This is a genomic window from Lysobacter alkalisoli (assembly GCF_006547045.1).
Taxonomy (GTDB): domain Bacteria; phylum Pseudomonadota; class Gammaproteobacteria; order Xanthomonadales; family Xanthomonadaceae; genus Marilutibacter; species Marilutibacter alkalisoli.
The window spans coordinates 1,055,412-1,077,643 of the sequence record NZ_CP041242.1 but is presented as its reverse complement, the minus strand read 5'-3'; the positions used below and the strand labels follow the sequence as shown (position 1 = coordinate 1,077,643).

At 68.4% G+C, this 22,232-nt stretch carries 18 protein-coding genes and 1 tRNA gene; 15 read left to right on the top strand and 4 right to left on the bottom strand.

The genetic code is table 11. The features are described 5' to 3' along the window. Positions 1-36 precede the first annotated feature (36 nt). A complete protein-coding gene (rsmD, locus tag FKV23_RS04660) occupies positions 37-645 on the bottom strand; it encodes a 16S rRNA (guanine(966)-N(2))-methyltransferase RsmD (protein WP_141622801.1) in 609 nt (202 codons plus the stop codon). Between the two features lie 66 nt (positions 646-711). Here rsmD and ftsY point away from each other — a divergent pair, with 66 nt between their 5' ends. The 3 genes from ftsY to FKV23_RS04645 all read left to right on the top strand — a co-directional run bounded on the left by ftsY (position 712) and on the right by FKV23_RS04645 (position 3,556). Then, positions 712-1,980, top strand: a complete 1,269-nt coding sequence (ftsY, locus tag FKV23_RS04655) for a signal recognition particle-docking protein FtsY (protein ID WP_141625048.1) — start codon at positions 712-714, stop codon at positions 1,978-1,980. A 61-nt stretch (positions 1,981-2,041) separates the two neighbouring features. Next, positions 2,042-3,088, top strand: a complete 1,047-nt coding sequence (gene mutY, locus FKV23_RS04650; protein WP_141622800.1) for an A/G-specific adenine glycosylase — start codon at positions 2,042-2,044, stop codon at positions 3,086-3,088. A gap of 192 nt (positions 3,089-3,280) precedes the next feature. Next, positions 3,281-3,556 (top strand): oxidative damage protection protein, encoded by a 276-nt coding sequence (locus FKV23_RS04645; RefSeq protein ID WP_141622799.1) that lies wholly within the window; start codon positions 3,281-3,283, stop codon positions 3,554-3,556. Between the two features lie 306 nt (positions 3,557-3,862). Here the strand turns inward: FKV23_RS04645 and FKV23_RS04640 are convergent, their stop codons facing one another. Both FKV23_RS04640 and FKV23_RS04635 read right to left on the bottom strand, forming a co-directional pair. Continuing rightward, complete coding sequence (locus FKV23_RS04640; RefSeq protein ID WP_208543239.1) at positions 3,863-6,328, bottom strand: S8 family serine peptidase; 2,466 nt, start codon at positions 6,326-6,328, stop codon at positions 3,863-3,865. Between the two features lie 145 nt (positions 6,329-6,473). Next, entirely contained in the window at positions 6,474-6,938 is a 465-nt protein-coding gene (locus FKV23_RS04635; RefSeq protein ID WP_141622798.1) for a DUF6491 family protein, read from the bottom strand. Positions 6,939-7,179: 241 nt separating this feature from the next. Between FKV23_RS04635 and FKV23_RS04630 the strand changes: the two genes are divergently transcribed. After that, a tRNA-Phe gene (locus FKV23_RS04630) sits at positions 7,180-7,255 on the top strand. 454 nt (positions 7,256-7,709) lie between these two features. Here the strand turns inward: FKV23_RS04630 and FKV23_RS04625 are convergent. After that, positions 7,710-10,211, bottom strand: coding sequence for a S8 family peptidase (locus tag FKV23_RS04625; RefSeq protein WP_244244101.1), 2,502 nt, complete (start codon positions 10,209-10,211; stop codon positions 7,710-7,712). Between the two features lie 275 nt (positions 10,212-10,486). Here FKV23_RS04625 and FKV23_RS04620 point away from each other — a divergent pair, with 275 nt between their 5' ends. The 11 genes from FKV23_RS04620 to FKV23_RS04575 all read left to right on the top strand — a co-directional run bounded on the left by FKV23_RS04620 (position 10,487) and on the right by FKV23_RS04575 (position 22,228). After that, positions 10,487-11,347 carry a DUF6689 family protein gene (locus FKV23_RS04620; RefSeq protein ID WP_407067645.1) on the top strand — a complete coding sequence of 287 codons (861 nt, stop codon included), beginning with the start codon at positions 10,487-10,489 and terminating at the stop codon, positions 11,345-11,347. A 216-nt stretch (positions 11,348-11,563) separates the two neighbouring features. Next, positions 11,564-12,454, top strand: coding sequence for a GAF domain-containing protein (locus tag FKV23_RS04615; RefSeq protein WP_208543237.1), 891 nt, complete (start codon positions 11,564-11,566; stop codon positions 12,452-12,454). Continuing rightward, complete coding sequence (locus FKV23_RS04610) at positions 12,451-15,831, top strand: protein kinase domain-containing protein (protein WP_244244100.1); 3,381 nt, start codon at positions 12,451-12,453, stop codon at positions 15,829-15,831. Before FKV23_RS04615 ends, FKV23_RS04610 begins: the two co-directional genes overlap by 4 nt. After that, on the top strand, positions 15,828-16,577 hold the full coding sequence (locus tag FKV23_RS04605; RefSeq protein WP_141622795.1) for a sensor histidine kinase: 750 nt from the start codon (positions 15,828-15,830) through the stop codon (positions 16,575-16,577). Before FKV23_RS04610 ends, FKV23_RS04605 begins: the two co-directional genes overlap by 4 nt. 135 nt (positions 16,578-16,712) lie before the next feature. Further along, a complete protein-coding gene (locus FKV23_RS04600; protein ID WP_141622794.1) occupies positions 16,713-17,411 on the top strand; it encodes a response regulator in 699 nt (232 codons plus the stop codon). Positions 17,412-17,482: 71 nt separating this feature from the next. Beyond that, positions 17,483-17,989 carry an NDR1/HIN1-like protein gene (locus tag FKV23_RS04595; RefSeq protein WP_141622793.1) on the top strand — a complete coding sequence of 169 codons (507 nt, stop codon included), beginning with the start codon at positions 17,483-17,485 and terminating at the stop codon, positions 17,987-17,989. A 34-nt stretch (positions 17,990-18,023) separates the two neighbouring features. Beyond that, entirely contained in the window at positions 18,024-19,814 is a 1,791-nt protein-coding gene (locus tag FKV23_RS04590; RefSeq protein ID WP_141622792.1) for an acyl-CoA dehydrogenase C-terminal domain-containing protein, read from the top strand. Further along, positions 19,811-19,954 carry a hypothetical protein gene (locus FKV23_RS17125; RefSeq protein WP_167284964.1) on the top strand — a complete coding sequence of 48 codons (144 nt, stop codon included), beginning with the start codon at positions 19,811-19,813 and terminating at the stop codon, positions 19,952-19,954. Before FKV23_RS04590 ends, FKV23_RS17125 begins: the two co-directional genes overlap by 4 nt. 273 nt (positions 19,955-20,227) lie before the next feature. Further along, entirely contained in the window at positions 20,228-20,740 is a 513-nt protein-coding gene (locus tag FKV23_RS04585; protein ID WP_341867582.1) for an HNH endonuclease, read from the top strand. A gap of 244 nt (positions 20,741-20,984) precedes the next feature. Beyond that, positions 20,985-21,758, top strand: coding sequence for a hypothetical protein (locus tag FKV23_RS17120; protein ID WP_167284961.1), 774 nt, complete (start codon positions 20,985-20,987; stop codon positions 21,756-21,758). Next, complete coding sequence (locus FKV23_RS04575) at positions 21,659-22,228, top strand: hypothetical protein (protein WP_141622789.1); 570 nt, start codon at positions 21,659-21,661, stop codon at positions 22,226-22,228. Before FKV23_RS17120 ends, FKV23_RS04575 begins: the two co-directional genes overlap by 100 nt. Positions 22,229-22,232: the final 4 nt, after the last annotated feature.

The following is a 22,232-nucleotide window of genomic DNA, read 5'->3' as shown; positions in this document are numbered from 1 at the left end:
TCTAGCAGGCACGGCGCGCGCGCTAGTCCAGACCGCTCAGTACGGTCCGCCTCGCCGGTACAGGGCGTGGTGGACCTCGCGGGTGCGGCCGTCGCGATGCAGCGCCCAGCCGGCCGGCGGCGCAGCCGGAGTCTCGGCCCGGGACTCGACGTACAACCAGCCATCGGCGGCAAGCAGCGGCGAGAGCACCGGCAACACCGTCTCCCACAACCCTTCTGCGAATGGCGGGTCGACAAAGGCGATATCGAAAGAGGCGTTCGCCTGTCCCTGCAGCCACTGACGGGCATCGGCCTCGGCCACCTTCACCACTTCGCCGCCCGGCAAGCGCCCGGCGACCGTGCGCAGGGCCTGGGCCAGCACGCGGTCGCGCTCGACCAGGACCGCCGAGGCCGCGCCGCGCGAGACCGCTTCCAGCCCCAGCGCGCCGCTGCCGGCGAACAGGTCCAGCACGCGTGCGCCCGGCAAGGCCGGAGCCAGCCAGTTGAACAGGGTCTCGCGGACCCGATCCGAAGTCGGCCGCAGGCCGGCCACCTCCGGCACCTCCAGACGGGTGCCGCGCCAGCGCCCGCCGATCAGGCGGACACGGCCGGGTGCGGTGGCCCGCGCGCGCGTGGCGTACCGCCCATTGTGGTGGCGCGCTTTCATCGGGGTGAACCGGGAGCGGGTGCTAGCATGTCGCCATTCTCGCGCATTCCCTCACACAACCGCTCGATGGTCAGTTTTTTCCGCCGCAAGAAATCCGACAAGCCCGCCCGCTCAGGGTCTACTGACGCCGATTCCGAACGGCGCATCGCCGAGCTGGCGGCCGCCTTCCCCGGCGCGGCCGCGGCCGGGGACCAGGCACCTGAACCGGCGCCCGAGCCGGATCCCATACCACCCACTCCGCCCGCTCCGCCGGCTCCGGCCGAAGCCGCGCCGGCAACCGAACCCGAGCCGGTCCCGGCCGAGATCATTGCCGCGGCCATGGAAACCGGGCCGTCGTCCGCCGCCGAACCTGGGCATGGGCCTGAATCCGAACCAGAATCCGTCCCCGGGCCACAGCCTGTCGCCAAACCCGCAGGCTGGCGCGATCGTCTGCGCGGCAGCGCCCTGGCCCGTGGCCTCAGCGGCCTGTTCTCGCGCAATCCGCGCCTGGACGACGACCTGCTCGACGAGATCGAGACTGCGCTGATCACCGCCGACGTCGGCGTCACCGCGACCACCGACCTGATCGAGGACCTGCGCAAGCGGATGAAAGCGCGCGAGTTCGTCGATGCCAATGCGCTGCTCGCCGCCCTGCGCACCGACCTGGTGGAGATGCTGCGCCCGGTCGCGATGCCGCTGCGGATCGACCGCAATGCAAAACCCTTCGTGCTATTGACCGTCGGCGTCAACGGCGTCGGCAAGACCACCACCATCGGCAAGCTCGCGCGCCGCTTCAAGGACGAGGGCCGCGGCCTGATGCTGGCCGCCGGCGACACCTTCCGTGCCGCCGCGGTCGCGCAGTTGCAGGCCTGGGGTGAGCGCAATGGCGTCACCGTGATCGCGCAGGGCCAGAACGCCGACGCCGCCTCGGTCGCATTCGATGCGCTCCAGGCCGCGAAGGCACGCGGCACCGAAGTGCTGATCGCCGACACTGCCGGCCGCCTGCACACCCAGAAAGGCCTGATGGACGAGCTGGGCAAGATCAAGCGCGTGCTGCAGAAACTCGATCCGTCCGCGCCACATGAGGTGCTGATGGTGATCGACGGCACCACCGGCCAGAACGCGCTCAGCCAACTGCGCCAGTTCCATGCCGCGGTCGGCGTGACCGGACTGGTGGTGACCAAGCTCGACGGCACCGCCAAGGGCGGCATGGTGTTCGCGCTGGCGCGCGAATTCGGTATCCCGATCCGCTACGCCGGCATCGGCGAGCGCCCGGAGGACCTGCGCGTGTTCGACGCCGAAGCCTTCGTCGACGCATTGCTGCCCCAAGGACTAGGGGAGAGTGGCGAGAAGTGAGAAAAGAGTGGGCGCAGCCTTCTCTCGTTTCTCACTCCTCTTCACTCTCCACTCGCTCGAAATGACCATCGCCGCCCGCCTGCTGCCCTGGTTCGACAGCCATGGCCGCCACGACCTGCCCTGGCAACACCCGCGCACGCCATACCGGGTGTGGCTGTCGGAAATCATGCTGCAGCAGACCCAGGTCTCGACGGTGACCGGTTACTTCGACCGTTTCGTCACCGCCCTGCCCGACCTGCCGGCACTGGCCGCAGCCCCGCTCGACGACGTGCTCGCCCTGTGGTCCGGCCTCGGCTACTACGCCCGCGCCCGCAACCTGCACGCCGCGGCGAAAGCCTGCGTCGAACGCCACGGCGGCGAACTGCCGCGCGACATCGATGCCCTCGTCGCCCTGCCCGGCATCGGCCGCAGCACCGCCGCCGCAATCTTGTCGCAGGCCTGGGGCGACCGCCACGCCATCCTCGACGGCAACGTCAAACGCGTACTCGCCCGCTACCACGGCATCGAAGGCTGGCCCGGCACGCCTGCGGTCGAGAGAAAATTGTGGCTGCTGGCCGAATCCCACACCGCCGACTCCACCCTGCCCGACGCCCGTCTGCCCGACTACACCCAGGCGCAGATGGACCTCGGCGCGACCCTGTGCACCCGCGCCAACCCGACCTGCCTGCTGTGCCCGCTGCGCGACGACTGTGTCGCCCACCGCGAAGGCCGCACCGCCGAACTGCCGACCCCGCGCCCCGGCAGGACCCTGCCGCAGCGCGAAGCGCAGGTACTGTGGCTGGAAGACGCCAACGGCCGCATCCTGCTGCAACAGCGCCCGCCCGCCGGCATCTGGGCCTCGCTGTGGACGTTGCCGCAGTTCGAGGACGCAGACACCGCGCGCGACTGGCTGCAGAAGAACACACGCACCGACTCCACCACAGCGACGACGCTGCCGGCGATCGCCCACGCCTTCAGCCACTACAAACTGACCTTGCACCCCCACCGCTGGCACGGCATCGCCCTGCGCGACCGCATCGGCGACAATGAAAGCCTGCGCTGGGTGGCGCGCAACGAACTCACGAAACTCGGCATTCCGGCGCCGATACGCAGGTTGTTGGATTCCTGAGCCGCCGGTCATGTATCAAAGGGTGTCCCGCCGTCGCTTTGCGGGACCTTCCGAAACATGGATGTTTCGGATGAGCCCCCATGGACGGGTTTACGGCGTGTCCCGCAAAGCGATGGCGGGATACCCTCCAGGCAAATCATCCGGCACCAACATTGATGTCCCCGCTTTCATGGGGATCACGAGAAAATACCGATGCCCCGCACCGTCTACTGCGAATACGAAAAGAAAGAAGCCGAAGGCCTCGACTTCATCCCCTGGCCCGGCGAACTCGGCAAGCGCGTGTTCGAACACATCGGCAAGAACGCCTGGGTCGCCTGGCTTGCCCACCAGACCATGCTGATCAACGAGAACCGCCTCTCGCCGATGGACCCGAAACACCGCGCCTTCCTCACCGCCGAGATGGAAAAGTTCCTGTTTGATGGTGGCGCCGAGAAGCCGGCCGGATACGTCCCGACGCCCGAAGACTGAAGCCTCCGCAGAAGATAAAAAGGTGCTTCTCCCCTCTCCGGGGATAGCGGCTTCGGGGGGCTTTTCCCGAGCGCCGACCACGTATCCAGAAGCCGATGGCTCTGCCTTTGCGGGACCGTCCGCGACATGGATGTCGCGGAAGAGCTCCATGGATGGATTCACGCGTGTCCCGCAAAGGCAGAGCCATCGGCTTCCACGTAGTCTTCCCGGGCTTGGGAGAAGAGCCATAAAAAAAAGCCTGCCGCTTGCGCGGCAGGCTCCCCCCACAGGCGTGCACCCTGGGGTGCACGCATCACCTCACGACACTTACGGCCGGTAGACGTCGAAGCTGCGGCTGGTCGCCGCGGCGAAGGCGGCACGGGTCACCGCCTTGCCCGGATCAAAGTAGGCAACCAGCGTCGGCTGCAGGTCGAACGGCCCCTGCTTCAGTTCGAACCGGGCGTTGATCAGCCCCAGGTCAAGCGCGAGCTGCACATAGCCGCGCAGGCTGACCGGCACTTTGTCGGCATCGGCGATCGCAATGCGGTTGCTGCCATACAGCACGGTCAGCTGCTCCACCGGCTCCAGAGCCTTGGCCTGCAGCCCCAACGCCTGCACCAGCGAATAGGCCAGTCCCGCCCGGGAGACCTTGTCGTCCGGACGGAACCCACCATTGACCTTGCCCATCGCCCCGGCATGCTTGTGGGTGAGATCGCGCTGTGGCGCACCCCGGGTGGTGGCGGCCTCGGCCCAGACCCAGGCCGGATGGACCGGGCCGATGTCGCTGAACGTGGAAACATTGTGCATCGGCAGCCACTGGCGCAGGCCGCTGCCCATGACCAGGTACTGCGCCAGCTCGGCACGGGTCAGCTGGCTGTCGGGATGGAACCGCCCATCGGTGCGGCCATCGACCAGCCGGTTGGACACGCCGAATTCGATGAAGCCCTGTGCCGGGTGGCCCGCCACGTCGGCCAGACCGGTGTAACCGTCGGTACGCAACCGGCTCACGTCGACATTGACCGTGCCGGGCACGCCGTAACCATTGGTGACCTGCAGCGGATCGAGCGCGACCCCGGACACCGAGCCGACCCCGCGAACGGTCACCGACCACGTACCCGGCACCCCCGGCGCGGATACCGCGATGTTCTGCCCCAGCACCGGAAGCGCGATCGACGAACCGTAACGCTTGCCGTTCGGGTCGGTCAGCGAGATCGCCACGGTGTTGTCACCGACATTGGCGCTGGCGCTGACCAGCGAGATGTCGCTGCCGACCTGGAAATACCTCACGTCGGGTTCGAGGACCGGATCGAATTTGATTGCGTAGCGTTCGCTGCCGGCAACGGAAACCTGCGCATTGGCATTGAAGTCCTGCGCGGCATTGACGGTGCCGCCGAAATTGCCGGCGTCGAATGCCGCCTGCACCGCGGCATGGGCGTTGACGTAGCCGGCGCCGGCTTCCCAGTCGGCGCGGCCGGGGATGTTGCTGGCGGTCTCCTGCAGCAGCCGCTTGACGTCTTGCCAGCCCAGGTTTGGATTGGCCTCCAGCATCAGCGCGACGATCCCCGAGACATGCGGCGCCGCCATCGAGGTACCGGACATGTGGGTGTAGTACACCGCCTGCCCGGCACCGAGCAGTTCGATGTCCTTGTCGATCGATGTCTTGTCGAGCGCACCCAGCGATGCCCGCGCTGAAGCGATGTCCACGCCCGGCGCAGTGACGGTCGGCCGGTCCTCCCAGGTGTAGGTCTTGCCGTCGATCACGACCTCGCCGCCCTTGTCGCGGCGTCCGCGCGAGGAGAAGCTGGCCAGGTTGCCCTGCTTGTCGCCGGCCGCCACGGTGACCACCCATGGCGCCTTCTTGAAGTTGCCGGTGATCGTGCCTTCGCCGGAACCGGAGTTGCCGGCCGAGAACACCACCACCACGCCGCGGTCGGCCAGGCGCTTGGTGGCGATGTTGGTCGGATGGTCGGGGTCGAAGTCGCTGCCGGTGTCGCCGGTGCTGCCGAACGAGTTGGAGACGACGCGGATGTTGTACTGCGCCTGGTGGGTCAGCGCGTAGTCGAAACCGCCGAGGGTGTCGAGGATGAACAGGCCGGCGCCGGAACCGTAGCCGATGATCCCGGCGCCCGGCGCCACGCCTTCCTGCTCGCCACCCGGCGAGGCCGCGCCGTTGCCGCCGATGGTGCCGGCGACGTGGGTGCCGTGACCGCCGCCGATATCGGTGTTGGGCACGTTCTCGGTGTAGGTGATCGGCAGGATCGAGCTGAGCGAGTACAGGTTGGTCTGCGCGGCGACGTTCTGGCGGGTGTGCTCGGGGTATTTCAGGTCCGGATGGGTACCATCGACGCCGGAGTCGTTGACCACCACGCTCAGGCCGCGGCCGGTGACCGGCATGCCGTTCACGCGCATGGCATCGTCGGTACGCAGACGGTCGACGCCGGTCAGCTGGGTGGCCTCGCGGTTCTCCAGATCCAGCGGGGCGTTGAGCCAGACCGAACGGACATCGTCCATTGCCAGCAGCGACTGCACCTGCGCCGGAGTGGCGGCGGTGCCGATCATCGGCAACTCACGCAGGCTCAGGCCGGTGAGGCCCAGCGCTTCCAGGCGCGCCTGCTGGGTGGCATTCAGCGGACCATTGCCGTGGAAGCTGACGATTACTTCCACGGTTTCGCCGGCTGCAACCGCAGGCAGCATCGATTCCAGCAACGGATCGAGGCGACGCGCCTCGGCGAGCATCGGGGTGGCGAGGATGGCGGCGGCCAGCAGGCCGGCGCGGAAGCTTGAGATGGGCATGAACGGGAGCCTTGCCGGATGGCATCACACGCGGATTGCGCACCCGTCACGATGCAGCACGCCATGCCCGGCACCCATCCGGCATTGCCCTCAATGGTTGCAGGGGAAACCCTTCAATCCGGTCACGGATGGACCGGCCGGATCGTCAGCCGTCCGTCGTCTCGTCGACCGCCTCGTCAGGTACCGTGCCGGCCTCTCGCCGCTCGGCCTCGTCCGCCTTGATGCCCTTGGTATCGAGCGGCCGGATCTCGCGGATGATGCAGGGAATCGTGATCGAGCCCTGCCCGAGCACCCGCACCTTGTCGAACCGGGCATGGACCGATCCGGCCTGGCTGGTCACCGTTATCGCGGTCGCAAACGGCAGGTCCGGGCAACTGCCGGCCAGTTCGAGCAGGTAAGCCGTGCTGGGCCGGGTCCAGACCGCCAACGCCTCGCTACCGAGCGGGGTCCAGCTGTCCAGGCGACCGAAGAACCGGAAACTCCTCACCGGCTCGCCCGCATTGGCCCGATAGATCGCCAGCCGCTCGTCATCGCTGATCCGGCCGCTGCTGGCGCAGGCCGCCAACAGCGATGCCACCAGGACCAGTCCCGCCATTGCACGCTTCTTCATGTCCATCTCCATGTCCGGATGCCGATGCCGGCCTACGTGTCCCATACGCACCGGTCGCCACCGGCGTCGCAGCATCGCGCAAGCCCGGTCAGCGCGGCGTCAGCAAAGCGCTCCGCACCCGCACCCGCTGCCTCTGCCCGACTCGCTGCCGCAAGACACCTCGATCGGCTTGCCACATCCTCTTCCCATCCGTATGATGCCGCTCCTCGCATGGCACGCCCTACTGGTCGCGCTGCGACGTGGCCGGGTAGCTCAGTTGGTAGAGCAGGGGATTGAAAATCCCCGTGTCGGGGGTTCGATTCCCTCCCCGGCCACCATGATCAAACGAAAGCCCCGCAAGCCTTCCAGCTTCGCGGGGCTTTTCTTTGGCTGTTCTCTTTGGTTCTTCTCCCAAGTGAGGGGGAGCTCGCCTTCAGCGAAGGCGTGGACGCTGCCGCTTGCGTTCGATCGCCGGTTATCGCCGCGGCCTGGCTGTTCCGACGCGACCTGCCGGCCTTGACGGCGAATGTCCCCCGGCCGCCGGCCCTGGCCGGTGCCGGGGGACATTCGGACCCAAGGGCCTTCGCCCCCGGCGCCCAGTCGCCCAACAGACCCCGTGCTTTCTCCTCGATTGAGCGAAGAAGAACCTTTTCTTTCTCCGGGGCAAAAAAGTGGCCCGGCAGTGATGCCGGGCCACACACGGGGAGCGGGCAAGGGGGACGGGGTGCCCGCTCCTGTGTCTCCCTGAACCTGTCTCTCGGAAACTTTTCCCCAGAGTCGGTTCAAAAAACGTCACTCGCCACTCTGGTAGTGCGCCTGGTAGCGGCCGGCCGCGACCGCATAGGCGGCACGGGTGACACTCTGGCCGGGGTCGAACCAGGCCTGCAGCTTCGGCTGCAGATCGAACGGCCCCTGGGTCAGGGTGAAGCGGGCATTGAGCAGGCCGTGGTCGAGCGCCAGCTGGGCATACCCGCGCAGGCTGGCGGGGATGTTGCCGGCGTCTTCCACCGGAATCCGCTGGCCGTCGTAGTAGGCGGTCAACTGTCCATCGAAAGCCTGCGCCTCGCCCTGCAACGCCAGGCTCTGCACCAGCGAGTAGGCCAGGCTGATGCGGGTGACCTTGTCGTTGGGACGGAACGCACCATTGACGGCACCCATCACCCCCGCCTGCGACTGGCTGCGATCGCGCAGCGCCGCGCCGCGGGCCACGACCGATTCGGCAAACGGATAGACCTCATCACCGGGGGACAGGTCGGTGAAGCTCGACCGGCCATCGAATGGCAGGTGCGCGCGCACGCTGGTTCCCATCGTCAGGTACTGAGCCAGCTCGCCGCGCTTGAGCACCTGGTCCGGACGGAAACGCTTGTCCGAGAAACCGTCGACCAGGCGGTTGGCAACCGCGAACTCGATCGCGCCCCTGGCCGCATGGCCGGCGACATCATCCATGCCGGTGTAGCCGCCGCTGTTGATGAAGCTGACCTGGCCGTCGATGATCCCCGGCGCGGCGACACCGTTGGTGGCCTGCAGCGGGTCGAGCGAAACGCCCGAAACCGAGCCGATGCCGCGTACGGTGACCTTCCAGGTGCCCGGCTTGGCCGGGGCGCCGGTACCGACGGTGTCGCCGATCACCGGCAGCGCGATCGACGAGCCATAGCGCACGCCGTCCGGATCGATCAGCACCACCGCAATCGTATTGGCATCGACCGTCGCGCGGGCGCTGACCCAGGCGACCTCCGGCCCGACCTCGAACTCCTTCGCTTCGACCTCGCCCACCGGCGAGAAGAAGATCGAGAACGGCACCGGGTCGCCGCCCGGTACGAGCAGCGCATTGGCGTTGAATTCGCGCAGTGCGTTGACGGTGGCGCCGAAGTCGTCGCGGCGCAGGCCGGCCGCTTCGGCGACCGCGGCGTAGGTGTTGATGTGACCGGCACCCGCCTCCCACGGCAGCCGCCCGGTCATGTTGGTGGCGGTGCGCTGGATGATGTCCCTGACTTCGGCCGGAGTCAGGTGCGGATTGGCTTCCAGCATCAGCGCGATGATGCCGGACACGTGCGGGGTCGCCATCGAGGTGCCGCTCATGTAGCAGTAGAACGGCGCGTAGGCGGTCGGCACGTCGGGATCGTCGACGGCCGGCGTGCACAACGTGCCGGTGCTGTCCCAGGTCGAGAGGATGTCGACGCCGGTGGCGACGACGGTCGGCTCGTTGATGTAGGTCCACTGGCGGCCGTCGGGCATGGTGAAGTCGGCGACCTCGCCGCGCTTGCCGCGCGAGGAGAATCCGGTCAGCACACCGTTCTTTTCACCGGCGCCGACCGAGATCACCCACGGCGCCTGTGCGTACGGGTTGTGGGTGTCCTCGCCCGGGCCATCGTTGCCGGCGGCGAACACGGTGACGACACCGCGCTTGTACAGCTCGTAGGTGGCGATGCTGATCGGATTGGTCGGATCGAACGTACCCGAGGAGCCCCAGGAATTGCTGGTGACCCGGATCGGATGATCGAAGCTGAACTGGTTGGTGGCGACGTAGTCGAAGCCGCGCACCGCATCGAGCACGAAGATCACCGCGCCGGAGCCGTAGCCCACCAGGTCGGCACCCGGCGCCACGCCACGGTACTGCTGTTGCGAGCGCGCGCCGGTGCCGCCGATGGTGCCGGCGACGTGAGTGCCATGGCCGGAGCCGATATCGGTATTGGGCACGTTCTCGATCCAGGTCACCGGCACGAAGCCCGGGGCCACGATGTCGGCCAGCGCGGGCACCACGGTCTGCGCGCCATACACGTTCTGCACCAGGTTCTTGCCGAACTTGATGTCCTCGTGGGTGCCATCCACGCCCGAATCGATGACCGTCACGGTCACGCCGTGGCCGCTGAACGGAATCGCACGGCCGTAGTCCGCCGGATTCGCAACCGTGCGCGCTGCGCCGGAAATCTCCCGCGCCTCCTTGTTGAAATAGCGAAGCTGCGCGTTGTGGTGGATCGAGACCACGTCGTCGCGCTGGGCCAGCGCGCGGATCTGTTCCGGCGAAGCCAGGGCACCGACGATCGGCAGATTGCGCATGCGCTCGCCGCGGCCGATTCCCAGCGCCTCAAGTGCCTGGATCTGGGCCTGTGTCACCGGCCCGGACTGTTCGTAGCTGATGATGACCTCGAGCTCCTTGCCCGCTTGCGCAACGTCCATGAGCGAAACCAGGTCCTCGCCCAACCGGGCTTCGGCAAGGGCGATGCCGCTGGCCAACAGGCCCGCAGCCAGGGCACTGAGGCGGATGACGTTACGATGAGGAGCGATCGTGGACACTGCAAAACCTCCGGATCCGGGTGCCCTGTCGGGCTCGAGCCCCGAGTATTTCGCCGCCGGACACATAACCCCATCGGCATTTGCCCCCAGTCCGAAGGGGGAAAAATACCCATGCCGCGCCCTCTCCGTGATGATTCACATAGATGAATGAGCGTGAGTGAAAACCCCTAGAGACGTGGATCACAGTCCGCGCTATGGTGCGGACGTTGTCCTGCCCTGCCCGGCTGACGGCCGGAATCGGCGGCACTGTCCTGAGCTCCACCCCGGAGGTAGCGATGTCGAGGTTTTCCCAGGTATCCACACGACTCATGACGGCATGGCTGTTGGCCGCATCCCTGTTGATCGGCACAAGCAGCGCCGCGGCCCAGAGCCTGCCCGTGCAGGTCAGCGTTTCCGGCAAGACCGCCACCGCCAGCATCGGCCTTCCCGGCCAGCCCATGGCCGACATGACCCTGACCTTCAGCGACGCGCGCAATCTCAAGGCCTCCAACCTGGGCATCAGCGCGCAACTGGTCAGCGTGACCGACCCCGACCTGCTTTCGCGGCTGTCCGATCCGCAACTGGTCCAGCTCCTCTCGACCCTGCCGCTGCTGATCACCGTCGAGCCGCCGGCCGCATCCGGCCTGAGCCTGGACCGCACGGTCCGGGTCGAAGTGCATACCCATGCCCTGCCTTACTCCGCCGGCAGCCCGTTCCGCCTGTTCAAGGCCCCGCAGGGCGGTATGTTCCGCGACATCACCGACGAGATCGCCCCCGGCAGCGTGCGTGCACGCGGCACCACCAGCGGCTTCTCGCAGTTCCTCGTACTGGCCGATCTGCGTGAGACCGGCACCGTGATCACGGAGAAGTTCGACTGGCTGCGCGCACGCGTCAACGGCCTGCCGTCGTCGGTAAAGGCCGGATATGCCGCCAACCTCGACGCTGCCGAAGCCGCCTGCGCCGCCGGCAACCATGCCGATGCCCTCGTCGCGCTGGACACGATCCGCGCCAATGCCTCTGCCCACGCCGGCAACGAACTGAGCCAGACCTGGAACGCCGGCGATGCCGAAACCGCGGTGAACCAGGCCGGCGGCCTGATGGCCGGGGTCGCCACGCTCAGGTACAGCATCGAATTCCTGCGCGACTACGGACAGTGACCGGGCAGTAACCGCGACAGTTCCGGCGGCTGCGGAGCAGCCGCCGCTCGGTCGCCATTCGAACCATTCGAACGGCGTTGCCGTTTGCACTGCGGACCTTGCCGGGCATCGGAGGCCATGCCGGATGCTCGCTTCCACAAGTGAAATGCGCGTTAACATGGCCGGATGCAGGCGCGACTGATCGCATACCCACCTGACGGCGCTGCCATATCCCGCATGATTCCGGCGGTGGCGCGGCTGCGCATCGGTCGTGCCACCGCGGAGGCCACGTCCGGCACTGCTCCACCGGGTACGGAGGCGGAATGCCTGCCCCTCGCCCACGCCTCGATCTCGCGCCTGCACGCAGAACTGCGCAACGTCGGCGGCAGCTGGCACCTGGCCGACCTGGGCAGCAAGAACGGCAGCTTCGTCGACGGCATCCGGATCAACGAGGTCCGCCTGCCCGACAGCTGCTGGCTGCGCTTCGGCGATGTGCATTGCGAGTTCGCCACGGTAGACGATGCCCATGTCGAGGCGGATGCCTCCCGTTTCGCGGCCCGCCGGGCCAGGGCCACCGCCCACACCCAGCAGCTCGGGCGGATCAACGACCTCGACAGCATGCTCGACGCGACCCTGCGCTCGGTGCTCGAACTGGCCCAGTGCGACCGCGGCTTCGTGCTGCTGGAAGAGGGTAGCGGCTACAGCGTCCGCGCCAGCATCGAACTGCCACCGGCATCGCTGGCCCTGCGCGAGTTCTCCGGCAGCGTCGGCGCGGTGCAACGCGCGATGGGCGAACGCCACGCCGTGGTTGCCAACGACATTTCGACCCAACCCTGGCTGGCCGGCCGCGCCTCGGTCTCGGCGGCGGGACTGAGCACCCTGGTCTGCCTGCCCCTGCTCGACGGCGATGACGTGCTGGGCGCGGTCTATGCCGACCGGGTCCGCCCCGGTGCAGCGATCAGCACCCTCGATGTCGAACTGCTGCAAGCCTTCGTCGAGAACGCGGCGGTCTGGATCGCCGCGCGCCGCGCCCACGACCTGCTCGATGCCCACACCACCCCCGCGGAACCGCCCCGCGAGCACGCATGGGAGCGGATCATCGCGAACCACGCAGGGCAGCGCCGTTGACCAACACCACGCCCCCCGGCAACGACGCCACGATGACCGGCCTCTACAACCAGGCCGAGTTCGAACCGGGGACAGTGCTGGCAGGACGTTTCCGGATCGAATCGCTGCTTGGCGTCGGCGGCATGGGCGTGGTCTACCGTGCCACCGACATCGACCTGGACGTCACGGTCGCGGTCAAGCTGCTCAGACCCGAGCTGGCCCATCGTCCGGAATCGTTCGAACGCTTCCGCTCCGAACTGCTGCTCGCGCGTCAGGTGTCCAACCCGCACGTGGTCCGTATCCACGACCTGGCCCGCCACCAGGAACACTGGCTGATCAGCATGGACTTCGTCGACGGCGCGCCGCTCGACCGGGTACTGGACAGGCGCGCACTGGACAGGCGCGCACTGGACAAGCCGGCCGCCGGCCACGAAGGCGCATTCGCGGTCGACGATGCGCTGCGGATCGCCCGCCAGCTGGCCGAGGGGCTCGGCGCGGCGCACGCAAAGGGCGTGATCCACCGCGACCTCAAGCCGGCCAATGTGCTGCTCGATGCCGACGGCAACGCCTACATCAGCGACTTCGGGGTGGCCCGTTCACTGGCGACCAGCGGCCTGACCCGCTCCGGCACGATCGTCGGCACCCCCGACTACCTGTCGCCCGAGCAGGCGCGTGGCGACCCCGTCGACGCGCGCAGCGATCTCTACGCGCTGGGCCTGATCCTCTACGAAATGCTGACCGGCGCGCCGCCGTTCTCCAGCGGCACCCTGGCCGAAGTACTGGCCCAGCGCATGGTGCGCACGCCCCGGCCGGTGACCGAGGTGCGCAGCGACGTGCCGGCCTGGGTCGCGCGACTGCTCGACAAGCTGTTGCGCCCGCAGCCGGCGCACCGCTTCAAGAGTGCGGCCGAAGTGATCGCGGCGATCGACCGCCGTGAAGTCCCGCGCGAACTGCGCCCCGGTCGTGGCCTGTGGCTGGGTCTGGCCGCCGCCCTGGCCGTGGCAGCCGGATCCGGCCTCTGGTGGTGGCAGCACGACCACGACCCGACGATCGCGGTACAGCCACCGCTGCAGCGCGTGCTGGTATTGCCCATCCAGCCCGGCCCCGGCACCACGGACGCACCCGGCCCGGAGCGGATGACCGCGCTTGGCGCGCACCTGCGCGACGCGCTGGCCAACGCCGACGATCCGGCGGTGGTCGACCGGGACCGCACCATCCAGGCCCTGCGCCAGCTCGACCCGGTCAGGGCATCCCGGCCCGACATGGCCCTGCTCCATGGCACCGCCGCCTCGCAGCGGATACTGCAGCCGCAACTGACTGCCGTTGAAGGCGGCTGGCAGATCAGCGCGCAACTGCACGAAGCCGGTGGCGGCACCCACAACCTCGAGGGCCCGATCGCCGCCACGCCCGCCGCCGCCCTCAACGCCTGGGGCCGCCAGCGCACCACCCGGCGGGCACTCGACCTGAAGTCACCGGTCAGGCTCGACCTGCCCGAAGACTCCACCGCGCTGGATGCCTACGGTGCCGGCCTGATCGCACGCGACCATGGCCGGCTCGATGCGGCCATCGAGCAGCTGCGCGCAGCCACCACGGCCGCACCCGACTACGCCTCCGCCTGGCTGGCCGAAGCCGAAACCGCCCAGGCCATCGGCGAGGTCGATGGCACCTGGGACGCGATCGAGCGCGCCGGCAAGGCCGCCACCGATGCACCCGAACGCCTCCGCCGCCGCCTGGCCGCCGATGCCGCCCTCCTCGACGGCGACGCTCCTGCAGCCGTCAGCCAGTGGCGCGCGCAGCTGCAAGCCAGCCCCGACGACACCTTCGCCCAACTGCAACTGGCACGGGCCCAGGGCTTCGGTGGTGATTTCGCTGCGGCCGTCGCCACCGCGCAGGCCCTGACCCAACGCGACGGCAACGATCCGCGCGCCTGGTACGAGCTGGGCAAGTTCAGCATCCTCAGCGGCGACGCCCGGCGCGCCGTGGACGAATACCTGGTCCGCGCGCTGGTGCTCTACAAGCGCAGCCGCAATACCTACGGCGAGGCCGAGACGGTCAACGCACTCGGCATCGGCTATGCCCGCCTCGGCCAGATCGCCGATGCCACCGAGCAGTACCGCAAGGCCGTCGAACTCCGCCGCACGGTCGGCAACCGGCGCGGCGTCGCCACCAGCCTGGGCAACCTGGCCAACGTGCTGGCCCTGACCGGGCACCATGACGAGGCCGCCGACAACCTCCAGCAGGCCCGCACGCTCTACACCGAGCTCAACGACCGTGCCGGCCTGGCCGCGGTCGAGAACGAACTCGGCCTGCTGAAGGAAGAGCGCGGCGACTACGGCGGCGCCCTGGCCGCCTTCCGCGACGCGCTGCAGAGCTGGCAGCAGATCGGCGACCTCGACGGCAGCGCGCAGGCGCTCAACAACATCGGTTTCTCCCACTACCAGCTCGGCGCCTACGACGATGCCCAGGTGTACTGGCAGCAGGCGGCCGATGCCTACCGCGGCCTCGGTTCGGAAACCGGCGCGATCCGCACCATGCAGAACCTCGGCCTGCTCGACACCGCACGCGGCCGCTGGGACGACGCCCGGCAGCGCCTCGAGGACTCTCTGGCACGCGCCGAACGCCAGCAGATGCCGGAAGAAGCCGCGGTCAGCCGCCGCAACCTGGCCGAGCTGGAATGGCTGCAAGGCCACCTCGGTGCCGCGATCACACAGGCCGAAGCGGCCCAGGCGCTGTTCCGCCAGCGCGAAGATCGGCGCGGCATGGCCGATGCCGGCCTGCTCAAGGCCCAGGCCCTGCGTGGCGCCCATGCCGGCGAGCAGGCACGACAGGAGCTCGAGACACTCATTCCGCTGCTCGACGATGCTTCCGCCGAGCAACGTGCGATCGCCGAACTGATCCGCGCGGAACTGGCCCGGGACGCCGGCGACGCTGCCGGGGCACGGGCCGCATTCGAACAGGCCCGCCAGCATGCCGCCGATTCCGGCGTACGCCTGCTGCAGTTGCAGACCGAACTGCACCTCATCCCCGCCGGCACCGCGGCCCCCGGCCACCCGCTCGACACCGCCACCGCCCGGCTGGGCCATGCAACCCTGCGGCTTGCGTGGCTGGAACGGCTGATGCGCGACGCACTGGCCCGCAACGACCCCGCCCAGGCCCTGGACGCCTACCGCGAGGCCTCCTCCCTGTTGCGCAACGGCGACCATGTCGGCGCCACCCGTATCCACCGGCTCGCCGCCACTGCCCATGACGCCCGCGGCGATACCGCCAACCGCGATGCGGCCGAAGCCCGTACCCGCGCCGCCCTCGACACCCTGCGCGACAGCCTGCCGGAACCGCTCAAGGCCGGCTTCGACGAATACCGGCCGCCGACGATGACCGCTGCAGGCCCTGCATCATGAATACACCAGCGCCCGAAGACGACCTGTCGCTGGCCGCGATCCGCCAGCAGTACCAGCGCCTGCTGCAGCGGCTGGAGGCCAACGAACACGAATTCCGTCGCCTCGCGCGCTCGGTCTGGCGCGTGCAGGAAGACGAACGCAGGCGGCTGGCCCGCGAACTGCACGATGGCATCGGCCAGAACCTGACCGCGCTCAAGCACCGTCTGGTCCAGGTCGGCCACGATCGCGACGGAGCGCAACTGGATCCGGAACAGCGCGCACATCTGGAAGCCGCCCTCACCCTGTGCGACGACACCCTGCAGGACACCCGTCAGCTGTCGAGGCTGCTGCGCCCGCCGGTGCTCGACGACCTCGGCCTGGAGCCGGCGCTGCGCTGGCTCGCTCGCAGCCAGGGCGAGGCCAGCGGCCTGTCGATCGAGGTCGAGGTCGAACCCCTGCCCGAACTCGACAACGACTTGCAGACCCTGCTGTTCCGCATCGCCCAGGAAGCGCTCAACAACGTCGCCCGCCACGCCAGCGCCCGTGAGGTGTTGCTGCGCCTGGTCGCCCGCGGCCCGCACCTGCAACTGCAGGTGGTCGATGACGGTGACGGCTGTGAAGCGGACAAGGCCTTCGGCTCCGGCGGCAGCGGCCTGGGCGGGATGCGCGAACGCCTGCGCCTGCACGGCGGCCGCCTCGAACTGCACTCCAGCCCCGGCAACGGCACCCGCCTGCGCGCGGTGGTGCCGCTCGATTCTCCCGGCTGACCCCGGCACGGCCCGCAGCTCCCCTGCAGCCGACGGATCGCAAACGATTTCAGTTTCGCCCTGCAGACAACGGATCGCATAGACTCGGGACACGATCCCAGCAAGCGAGGTCGCGGGCCGACGCCCGACCATCCGATGCCAGCCACCGACACGCCCGGGAACACCAACACGCCCACCAGCACGCCCAACCGCGTCCCCATCCGCGTACTGATCGCCGACGACCACACCCTGGTGAGGGAAAGCCTGGCCAGCCTGCTGCAGGCCGGCGGCGACGTGCAGGTCGTCGCCCAGGCCTCCGACGGCCTGGAAACGGTGGAAAAAGCCATCGCCACCCACCCCGACGTGGTCGTCACCGACATGTCGATGAGCCGCCTCAACGGCATCGAAGTGGTCCGCCGCCTGCGCGAGGCCCTGCCGCAGACCAAGGTGCTGGTACTGACCATGCACCAGGAAGACGAATACGTACTGCAGGCGGTCCGCGCCGGCGCCTCCGGCTACCTGGTCAAGGACAGCGCCGCCGCCGAACTGCTCGCCGCCGTGCGCAGCCTGCAGGCGGGCAAGAGCTACTTCGGCCCGCAGGCCGCCCGCGCCCTGGCCGAACAGCTGCAACACCCCGAGCGTCTCGTCGACGACCCCTACGGCCGCCTGACCGCCCGCGAACGCGAAGTCTTCCACCTCGTCGCCGAAGGCCACACCACCAAGGAAGTCGCCCAGCGCCTCGACATCAGCACCAAGACCGCCGAAAACCACCGCGCCCGCGTGCTCGACAAACTCGGCGTGCGCAATACCGCCGAACTGGTGCGCTATGCATTGCGGAAAGGGTTGCTGGACTGAGCGGACCACCAGCCGCACCCACCCACCATTCGCCGTAGTATCCTCGCGGTCCCACACCCGAGGAGCGCGGAATGATCGCGAGCCGTTGTGCAAGCTGTTGGACAGGTTGGGCCCGCGTTGCCCTGGTAGCCGGCCTGCTGGTGACGTTGGCGGCATGTTCGAGTGGTCCGGTGCGACGGATCTCCGAGCCGGACGCGCGGCTGCAGCAATTGATCGTGGCGGCCGATGGCAGCTGGACCGCGCAGGTCCGGATCGAGAACTACAGCAGCATCCCGATGCGCTTCGACAGTTTCAGCCTGGCGCTGGAAACCGCCGGTGAAGCCGCCGGCACCCTGCAGGCACAGCCGGCGCTGACCATCGGTCCGGAGTCGGCCGATGTGGTCGATGTCCAGCTCACTCCTGCAGTCGCCGCCAAGCTGGCCGTCGCCGATGCGCTGGCCGCCGGCCGCAGCGTGTCGTACTCGCTCAAGGGCAGCATCACCACGATGCCCGACGCGGCAAGCAAGGCGCGCAACTTCGACATCGAACGCAGGAGCGCGCTGAGCCCGGCCCCCGGCCTGCCCGGCGTGCTGCGCTGAAGCCCCTCCTCCGAATCCCGACACCGGACCCGACATGAGTACCTACAAAGCCCCGCTCGACGACCTTCGCTTCGCCCTCTACGACGTGCTGGACGTGGAAAAGCAGTTCGCCGCACTCGGCCAGGACGAGGCCAGCCGCGACATCGTCGATGCGGTACTGGACGAGGCCGCGCGCTTCACCGAAACCGTGCTCGCGCCGCTCAACGCGATCGGCGACGAGGTTGGCTGCACGTTCGACAAGGACAGCGCCGAGGTCACCCCGCCGCCGGGCTTCAAGGAGGCTTTCCAGCAGTTCGCCGAAGGCGGCTGGACCGGTCTGACCGCCTCGCCCGACCACGGCGGCCAGGGCATGCCGGCGGTGCTCGGCTATGCGCTCACCGAGATGGTCGACGCCGCCAACCTGGCCTGGGGCAACTTCCCGATGCTGTCGCACGGCGCGGTCGAGGCGCTCAAACACTACGGCACCGACTGGCAGAAGGAGACCTTCCTCAAGCCGTTGGTCGACGGCCGCTGGACCGGCACCATGTGCCTGACCGAACCGCACTGCGGCACCGACCTGGGCCTGCTGCGCACCCGCGCCGAACCCAACGACGACGGCAGCTACAACATCAGCGGCACCAAGATCTTCATCACCGCCGGCGAGCACGACCTGGTGCCGAACATCGTCCACCTGGTGCTGGCCAAACTGCCGGACGCACCGCCGGGACCGAAGGGCATCTCGTTGTTCGTGGTGCCGAAGTTCAAGGTCGGCCAGGACGGCACGATCGGCGAACGCAACACCGTGCGCTGTGGTTCGATCGAGCACAAGATGGGCATCCACGGCTCGGTGACCTGCGTGATGAACTTCGATGGCGCCCAGGGCTACCTGGTCGGCGAGCCGCACCGCGGTCTGCAGGCGATGTTCGTGATGATGAACTCGGCCCGGCTCGGCGTTGGCGTGCAGGGCATCGGCCTGAGCGAACGCGCCTGGCAGAACGCGCTGCGCTATTCGCGCGAGCGCCTGCAGTCGCGTTCGCTGTCCGGACCGAAACTCCCCGACAAGCCGGCCGACCCGATCATCGTCCACCCGGACGTGCGGCGCATGCTGCTGACGGTGAAGTCGCTGCTCGAAGGCAGTCGCCTGATGGCGATGCATGCCTATTCGCTGCTCGATGTGGCCCATGGCGCCGGCGACCCGGCCGAGCGCGAGAAGGCGGAGACGCTGGTCAGCTTCCTGACCCCGATCTCCAAGGCCTGCCAGACCGAGTGGAGCGTGGAGAACACCTACCACGCACTGCAATGCTTCGGCGGCCACGGCTACATCCGCGAGCACGGCATGGAACAGCTCGCCCGCGACGCACGCATCACCACGCTGTACGAAGGCACCACCGGCATCCAGTCGCTGGACCTGGTCGGACGCAAGACCGCCTCGACCCAGGGCGCGGGGCTGAAGCTGTTCATCGGCATGATCGAAGAGTTCGCCAAAGCACATGAAGGCGACGCGGCACTGGCCGAGTTCATCGCCCCGCTGCAGGCCAAGGCCGGCGAGTGGGCGCAACTGACCACCGGCATGCTGCAGCGCGCGGCGAACAACCCGGAGGAGCTTGGCGCAGCCAGCACGGACTACCTGTTCTATTCCGGCTACGTGGTGCTGGCCTACTGGTGGGCGCGCAGTGTCGCCGCGGCCAATGCCTCGGCGCAGAACGAGGCATTCAGGCAGGCCAAGCTGGAAACCGCACGCTTCTACTACGCCCGCATCCTGCCGCGTACGCTGGCGCACAAGGCCGCGATCGAGGCCGGCGCGGAGCCGCTGATGGCGATGGCCGCGGAACGTTTCGGGGCTTGACCGCCCTCGATGCCCTCCGCATCTTCATCGAAGATCACGAGCAGCCGTTCGTGATCGCCGGTGCCGGCGTCAACACCGATTCCGGCACCCCCGACCACCGCGATCGCAACAGCGGATGGGAGCGCGCGCAGGCCGCGTGACCCGCCTGCACGGCCACCTCGACACGGCGCATCGACCGGGCACGGTTTACACAAACTGTCAACAATCGGGTATAAGCTGGTTTCCCGATGGAGACCGATAGAGCGCCACTACGCTTGGTCCACACCGGAACGCCCGATGCCAACCATCGCCGCGGTCTGGATGCCCCGTCGACGCTGTCGACCGGACCCCGCCCCATCCCACGTAACGCCATCGAACGCCTGAACTCGGTCCGGTTGCTGTCGCTGGACGCCTGCGGTCGAGTGCTCGACTGGATGAGCTGGCAGGATGCCGCCTGCCTCTATGCCCGCGATGCGGTCGCCTGGACCCTCGGCGAACCCTGCCTGCGCGTGCACGGCGGCACCAGCCGCCTGACCGGCGAGCAGAGCGTGCTCGACCTGCCGCCGATCATCGCCGCACGCGGACATGCTCGAGTCAGCGCGCTCGACCCCACCCCGACCCTGACCAACGCCGCCCTGTTCGCGCGCGACAGCTACCTTTGCCTGTACTGCGGCCAGCATTTCAACCGCCCGCAACTGACCCGCGACCATGTGCATCCAGTCTCGAAGGGTGGCCGCGACATCTGGGAGAACGTGGTCTCGGCCTGCTTCAACTGCAACTCGCGCAAGGGCAACCGCACCCCGCAGCAGGCACACATGCCGTTGCTGGCAGTGCCGTTCCGGCCAAGCTGGATCGAGCACATGATCCTGTCGAACCGCAACATCCTCGCCGACCAGATGGCCTTCCTGCGAGCCCAGCTGCCGAAGAAGTCGCGCCCAATCTCCTGACTTCGTACCGACCGGCCCGGATGCCCGGCCTGGAACCGGGAGCCGGATCCTGCGCAATCCACCGCCGCAACGCAGCATCGAAACCCGCGATCTTGACCCTGGCGGGCGTTTTCCTGCCCCAGCGCGTCACCTGCCGGCAGCGGTGTTGCGATGGGATGCCGGAAAGCGGCGCCCGCTCGTTGACGAAGCATTCAGGATTGGCAAAATTCGATTACGATCTGAAATTACGCGTACGGACTGCACCATGCCTCTGACCTTGGGCCTGACCGGAATGGACCCGGACACCGAATCGGCACTGACTGCCGCCTTCAATGCTGCCAACGCCCGTCTCGGCAAGCCCTGGCACCTGGTGTCGGAGACGGAAGCCGCCTACGTGATCGTCGACATGGACAGCATGTACGGTCCGATGAGCTGGTTGCGCCTGCACGCGGCCCGCAAACAGGTCACCGGCCTGACCACCGCGGCCCGTACCCAGACCGATTTCCGCCTCGAGCGCCCGTTCGATGTCGATGGCGTCTCGGCACTGCTGGTCGAACTGGCCGCGAACGCCGGGGTGACTCTCGGTACCGCACCCGGAACGAGCACCGGACCGGAAACCGGGACACTGACAGCCGCCGCCACGCCGGCTTCCCCTGCACCGCCTTCCCCTGCACCGCCTTCCCCTGCACCGCCTTCCCCTGCACCGCCTTCCCCTGCACCGCCTTCCCCTGCACCGCCTTCCCCTGCACCGCGTTCGCCTGCCCCGACACCGCAGCCCATGGCCGCTCCCGAGCCGATACATGTGCCGGCACCGGTCGTTGCAGAGGCCGCCGCCGTGGCCAACCCGCCCCGGCCATCGCTGGCGACGGCAACCGTTGCCCCGCCTCCCGCCGCTCCGTTGCGCCAGCCCTCAAATGGGACTGCGGCAACTGCTTCCCCATGGTTGCGCCGACGTCCACCAGCACCCTTGCCCACTGGCTGGCCGAGGGCCGGCTGGCCGGCCGCGTCCGGCTGGAACGTGGCGGCCAGCGCGTCCTGATCGATGCCGACTCCCGCCAGTACCTGGCAGGCGCCGCGCTCAAACCGCTGGCACCTCTGTTCGATGGCGCGCTGACCGCGGCCGATTTCAAGCCTGTCGACATAGCCGGCTGGGCCGCCGAAGCCGGCAAGATCGAACCGCAGCCCCTGACCAGGCTGATCTGGCTGGCAGGCCTGCTCGCCGGCAAGGGCCGCATCGTCGGCGACCATGCCCCGGATGCGCGCTTCCACATGCTCAAATGGCCGCAGACCGAGCGCGAGTACCCCAAGCACTTCCGCATTTCGACGGTGATGATGAAGGGGCCCGCAACGCTGGCCGAGATCGTCGTCGCCAGCGGCGTGCCCGAGGCCGACGTGGCCGACTTCATCAACGCCAACCTGGCCACCGGCTTTGCCGAGCCGTACAGCGAGTCGGCGCCGGAGCCGGAGGCCGCCAGGACAGGTCTGTTCGGCCGCCTGCGCGGTCGCTAGGCAC